We start from the raw sequence: 4,110 nt of genomic DNA on the forward strand, positions 1-4,110 counted from the left end.
CAGAGTCTAAAACAGGTTTTTGAGTAAAAGTTTTATAGCCAATATAGATTAAGTAAAGCGCGCCAATGTACTTAACAATATTCAAAATTTGCGGTGTATAAGTCATTACAAAGGAGACAGCGACTAGGGTATAGGTCACATGCACCAACACGCCAAGCGATATTCCGAGTGAAGTGAACACACCTATTCTTCTACCGTACAGATAACTATTTTTGGTCACAATCGCGAAGTCAGCGCCGGGGCTTACCACTGCCAAAATCGTAATGAGAATAACCGCAATAAACTCTGCCATTATCTTGCGCCCTCACTTAAAATGAGGAAGTTGTTCTGTACTTTTTGGAATGTATGTAAGAGGGTGAAAACACTACTTAAAATTGCCACTCTTTTTGCAAGAGATGTCGGGGCGTTAGGTTTTCGAAGATAGATATCGATATTCAATATGTTTTTCATCATCTAAAATGAGGTTTAATCAAGATGATTTTTATTTTGAATAGAAACCTAGAAATAAAAATCGATAAAAACGACTACATATCTATGAGTTTTTGGAATGATTGAAAGAATATCGCTGAATTCACTAAAATTTTTCTATTTTGTGGCGAAGTATGGCAGCGTCACTTTAGCTGCAAAGAAATTATTTGTGACGCAAAGTGCGGTCAGTAAGCAAATTTATAATTTAGAAGAAGCTTTAAATACCACTTTATTTGACCGTAAAAATAAAACCCTTGTGATGACTGAGCAGGGCGAAATTTTATTGAGTTGTTGCCATCAGGTTTTTGGTCAACTTGATGAATGTTTAATAGAGCTAAGCCAGCCTAAAGCTGAAAGCAAACAACTGGTTTTGTCGTGTGAACCGACTCTTTCCATGAAATGGCTCATTCCGCGGTTATCAAAATTTAAAAAGCTCGGTCATGATTTTGAGGTTGCGCTACTTACCGCAGGTGGGGTGGTCGATTTTGAAAAAGATAATATTGATATCGCAATTCGCAGAAATGACTTTGGTTGGGGAGAGCATATCTATAGCGAAAAAATTGCCGATGAATATATCGCTCTAGTTCAAGCAACTAAGCCATCGGAAACAAACGACGTACTCATCTCGACTTCTAGACCGAATTTTTTCAAAAGTATGAGCCGCATTGCTGAGTTAAAGCAAAGCTTAAAAAGCTACACCAAAGTTGAACTCGAACATTTTTATCTATGTTTAGAAGGTTGTTTGGCTGGACTCGGCGCAACGGTCATCTCAATTTATATGATTGAAAAAGAGCTTGAGTGGAACTTACTGCAAAAAAATTCACCTGTTGTACAAGATAATTCAGCTTATTTTTTACTTTCTCATAGCGCTTTTGAGGAAGATTCACGTAAAACCATATTTTTAGAATGGCTAAAAGCAGAGATGAATGAGAGTCAGCACAAATTACTTTAAGTCTAGCCATTTCATCTAAATTTATATTGTTTAAATTGTTGAAAGTAATAGTAAATATTTAAAATGATTAAGGTGCTGCTTGAGCGCCGTATATTGAATTTCTGCTGTCTAAAACTCACTAAGATGAAAAAAATTTAACTTCATACTTCTTTATTAAACCCTAAACATGAATTTCACTCAGTTTTGAATGAGACTAAATCATTTTTATTCATGTTGTGATTGCGGTATAAATCTATTCACGCTCTGAAGCGTTCCAGTAATTCACTTTTGATAAGACCATAAGGCACAAATCTGACAAGGCTGGAAAGTTTAAAAAGAGCAAAAGATTTTTTAGGTTTATCTCAGAAATTAGGGTACTGATCAAAATGAGTAAAGAATTTACATTTACGATTAAGAGTATTTGTTTCGATGAAAACTATCGTCCAGCAGACAATACGCGTATTACAACCAACTTTGCTAACTTAGCGAGAGGGATGAGCCGTGAAGAGAATCTGCGCAACACTTTACAGATGATCGACAATCGTTTTAATGCCTTAGCTCATTGGGACAACCCTAAAGGTGATCGCTACGGCGTTGAACTTGAAATCATTTCAGTTGAAATGAACATTGATGCCGAAAATCGAGCAAGCGGGCTTCCTTTAATCGAAATATTGAAAACCAATATTGTTGATAAAAAGACCAATGAACGCATCGAAGGCATTGTAGGCAATAACTTCTCGTCTTATGTACGTGACTATGACTTTAGTGTGCTGTTGTTAGATCACAACAAAAACAAGTCTACGTTTAGCACGCCAGAGAAATTTGGTGAATTGCACGGTAACTTGTTTAAGAGCTTTATTAACTCTGAGACTTACAAAGCCAACTTTAAAAAAGCACCTGTGATTTGCTTAAGTGTTTCAACCACTAAAGAGTATCACCGTACTGAAAACGAACATCCAGTTTTAGGTGTTGAATACAAGCAAGAAGACTATTCACTCACTGATGAATATTTCCAAAAAATGGGCTTAAAAGTTCGCTATTTCATGCCTAAAAACAGTGCTGCACCTTTGGCGTTCTATTTTACTGGTGATTTGCTGAGTGATTACACCAACCTTGAGTTGATCAGCACCATCAGCACCATGGAATCGTTCCAAAAGATTTACCGCCCTGAAATTTACAACGCAAATTCAGTGGCTGGACAATCTTATCAGCCAAGCTTAAAGAACCAAGATTACTCACTTACTCGAATTGTGTATGACCGTGAAGAACGTAGCCGCCTCGCTATTGAGCAAGGGAAGTTTGTTGAAGAGCAATTTATCAAACCATACCAAGCGATTCTTGAGCAGTGGTCTGCTAATTACGCTCTTAACTAATCAACATATAGGTCATTGATCATGAAAAAATTATTACCGACTTCAACTGCTGGCAGCTTACCTAAACCGTCTTGGCTTGCAGAACCTGAAAAGCTTTGGTCACCTTGGAAACTTGAAAACGAAGGTCTGCTTGAAGGTAAAAAAGACGCGCTACGTTTAGCGTTGCACGAACAGCGTCTTGCTGGCATCGACATTGTGAGCGATGGTGAACAAACCCGCCAACACTTTGTGACCACGTTTATCGAACACTTAAATGGCGTAGATTTTGAGAAGCGTGAAACAGTTCGAATTCGTGACCGTTACGATGCAAGCGTGCCGTCTGTAGTAGGGGCGGTGTCTCGTCAAAAGCCTGTGTTTGTTGAAGATGCTAAGTTTTTACGTCAGCAAACTGATCAACCAATTAAGTGGGCATTACCTGGCCCAATGACTATGATTGATACGCTTTACGATGGTCACTACAAGAGCCGTGAAAAACTTGCTTGGGAATTTGCTAAAATTTTGAACCAAGAAGCGCGTGAGTTAGAAGCTGCTGGTGTAGATATCATTCAGTTTGACGAACCTGCATTTAACGTATTCTTTGACGAAGTAAATGATTGGGGCGTTGCGACCTTAGAGCGTGCAATTGAAGGTCTTAAGTGTGAAACTGCGGTTCACATTTGCTATGGTTACGGCATTAAAGCTAACACTGACTGGAAAAAGACATTAGGTTCAGAATGGCGCCAGTACGAAGAAGCTTTCCCGAAACTGCAAAAATCTAACATCGATATTATCTCGTTAGAATGTCACAACTCACATGTGCCTATCGATTTACTCGAACTCATTCGCGGTAAAAAAGTCATGGTCGGTGCAATTGATGTAGCATCTAACCAAATTGAAACTCCAGAAGAAGTGGCTAACACTCTTCGTAAAGCGCTTCAGTTTGTAGATGCTGACAAGCTTTACCCTTGCACAAACTGCGGTATGGCGCCTCTTTCTCGTGAAGTGGCACGTGGCAAGCTAAATGCCTTAACAGCAGGTGCAGAAATCGTTCGTAGAGAACTTACTGGTTTTGATCTTACTGCTTAATATTTACCAATAAGTGGTATAAAGGGTTACTTTTTTGATGGCAGTTGATAATCAAACAAGTAACCCTCATTTTACTTACTACATGTAGTTCTAATCAGGACTCATGTCGATAAAGTACCTTCCTGATGGAGTTGGGCGGTATAGCAAACACTCAGGACAAGGTACGATTCAATTTAGGAATAATGTCATGGTTCAAGCAACAGACTTTAGAAATGCAATGTCTTTACTCACAAGTGCAGTTAGTGTTGTGACTACGGCAGGCATGTCTGGCCG

4 protein-coding genes and 1 pseudogene are annotated in these 4,110 nt (G+C 38.8%); 4 read left to right on the top strand and 1 reads right to left on the bottom strand.

Annotated elements, in window-relative coordinates:
• A partial coding sequence (locus UC75_RS22395) for a LysE family translocator (protein WP_416202230.1) occupies positions 1-292 on the bottom strand: 292 nt, incomplete at its 3' end.
• Between the two features lie 255 nt (positions 293-547).
• On the opposite strand from UC75_RS22395, the gene UC75_RS17980 reads away from it, so the two are divergent.
• The 4 genes and pseudogenes from UC75_RS17980 to UC75_RS22400 all read left to right on the top strand — a co-directional run.
• Positions 548-1,420: a LysR family transcriptional regulator gene (locus tag UC75_RS17980; RefSeq protein ID WP_049838372.1), complete on the top strand. Its 873-nt coding sequence runs from the start codon at positions 548-550 to the stop codon at positions 1,418-1,420.
• 365 nt (positions 1,421-1,785) lie between these two features.
• Entirely contained in the window at positions 1,786-2,772 is a 987-nt protein-coding gene (locus UC75_RS17985) for a DUF1852 domain-containing protein (RefSeq protein ID WP_005302940.1), read from the top strand.
• Between the two features lie 21 nt (positions 2,773-2,793).
• A complete protein-coding gene (locus UC75_RS17990) occupies positions 2,794-3,837 on the top strand; it encodes a methionine synthase (protein ID WP_004703605.1) in 1,044 nt (347 codons plus the stop codon).
• 187 nt (positions 3,838-4,024) lie between these two features.
• Positions 4,025-4,110, top strand: a pseudogene (locus UC75_RS22400) (flavin reductase); the annotation flags it as partial.

Source organism: Acinetobacter sp. V2 (assembly GCF_001188385.1).
GTDB lineage: Bacteria > Pseudomonadota > Gammaproteobacteria > Pseudomonadales > Moraxellaceae > Acinetobacter > Acinetobacter oleivorans.

What these genes read in the sequence shown, in the direction of transcription:
- UC75_RS17980 (WP_049838372.1), top strand. Translation starts at nt 548, where the DNA reads ATGATTGAAAGAATATCGCTGAATTCACTAAAATTTTTCTATTTTGTG.
- UC75_RS17985 (WP_005302940.1), top strand. Translation starts at nt 1,786, where the DNA reads ATGAGTAAAGAATTTACATTTACGATTAAGAGTATTTGTTTCGATGAA.
- UC75_RS17990 (WP_004703605.1), top strand. Translation starts at nt 2,794, where the DNA reads ATGAAAAAATTATTACCGACTTCAACTGCTGGCAGCTTACCTAAACCG.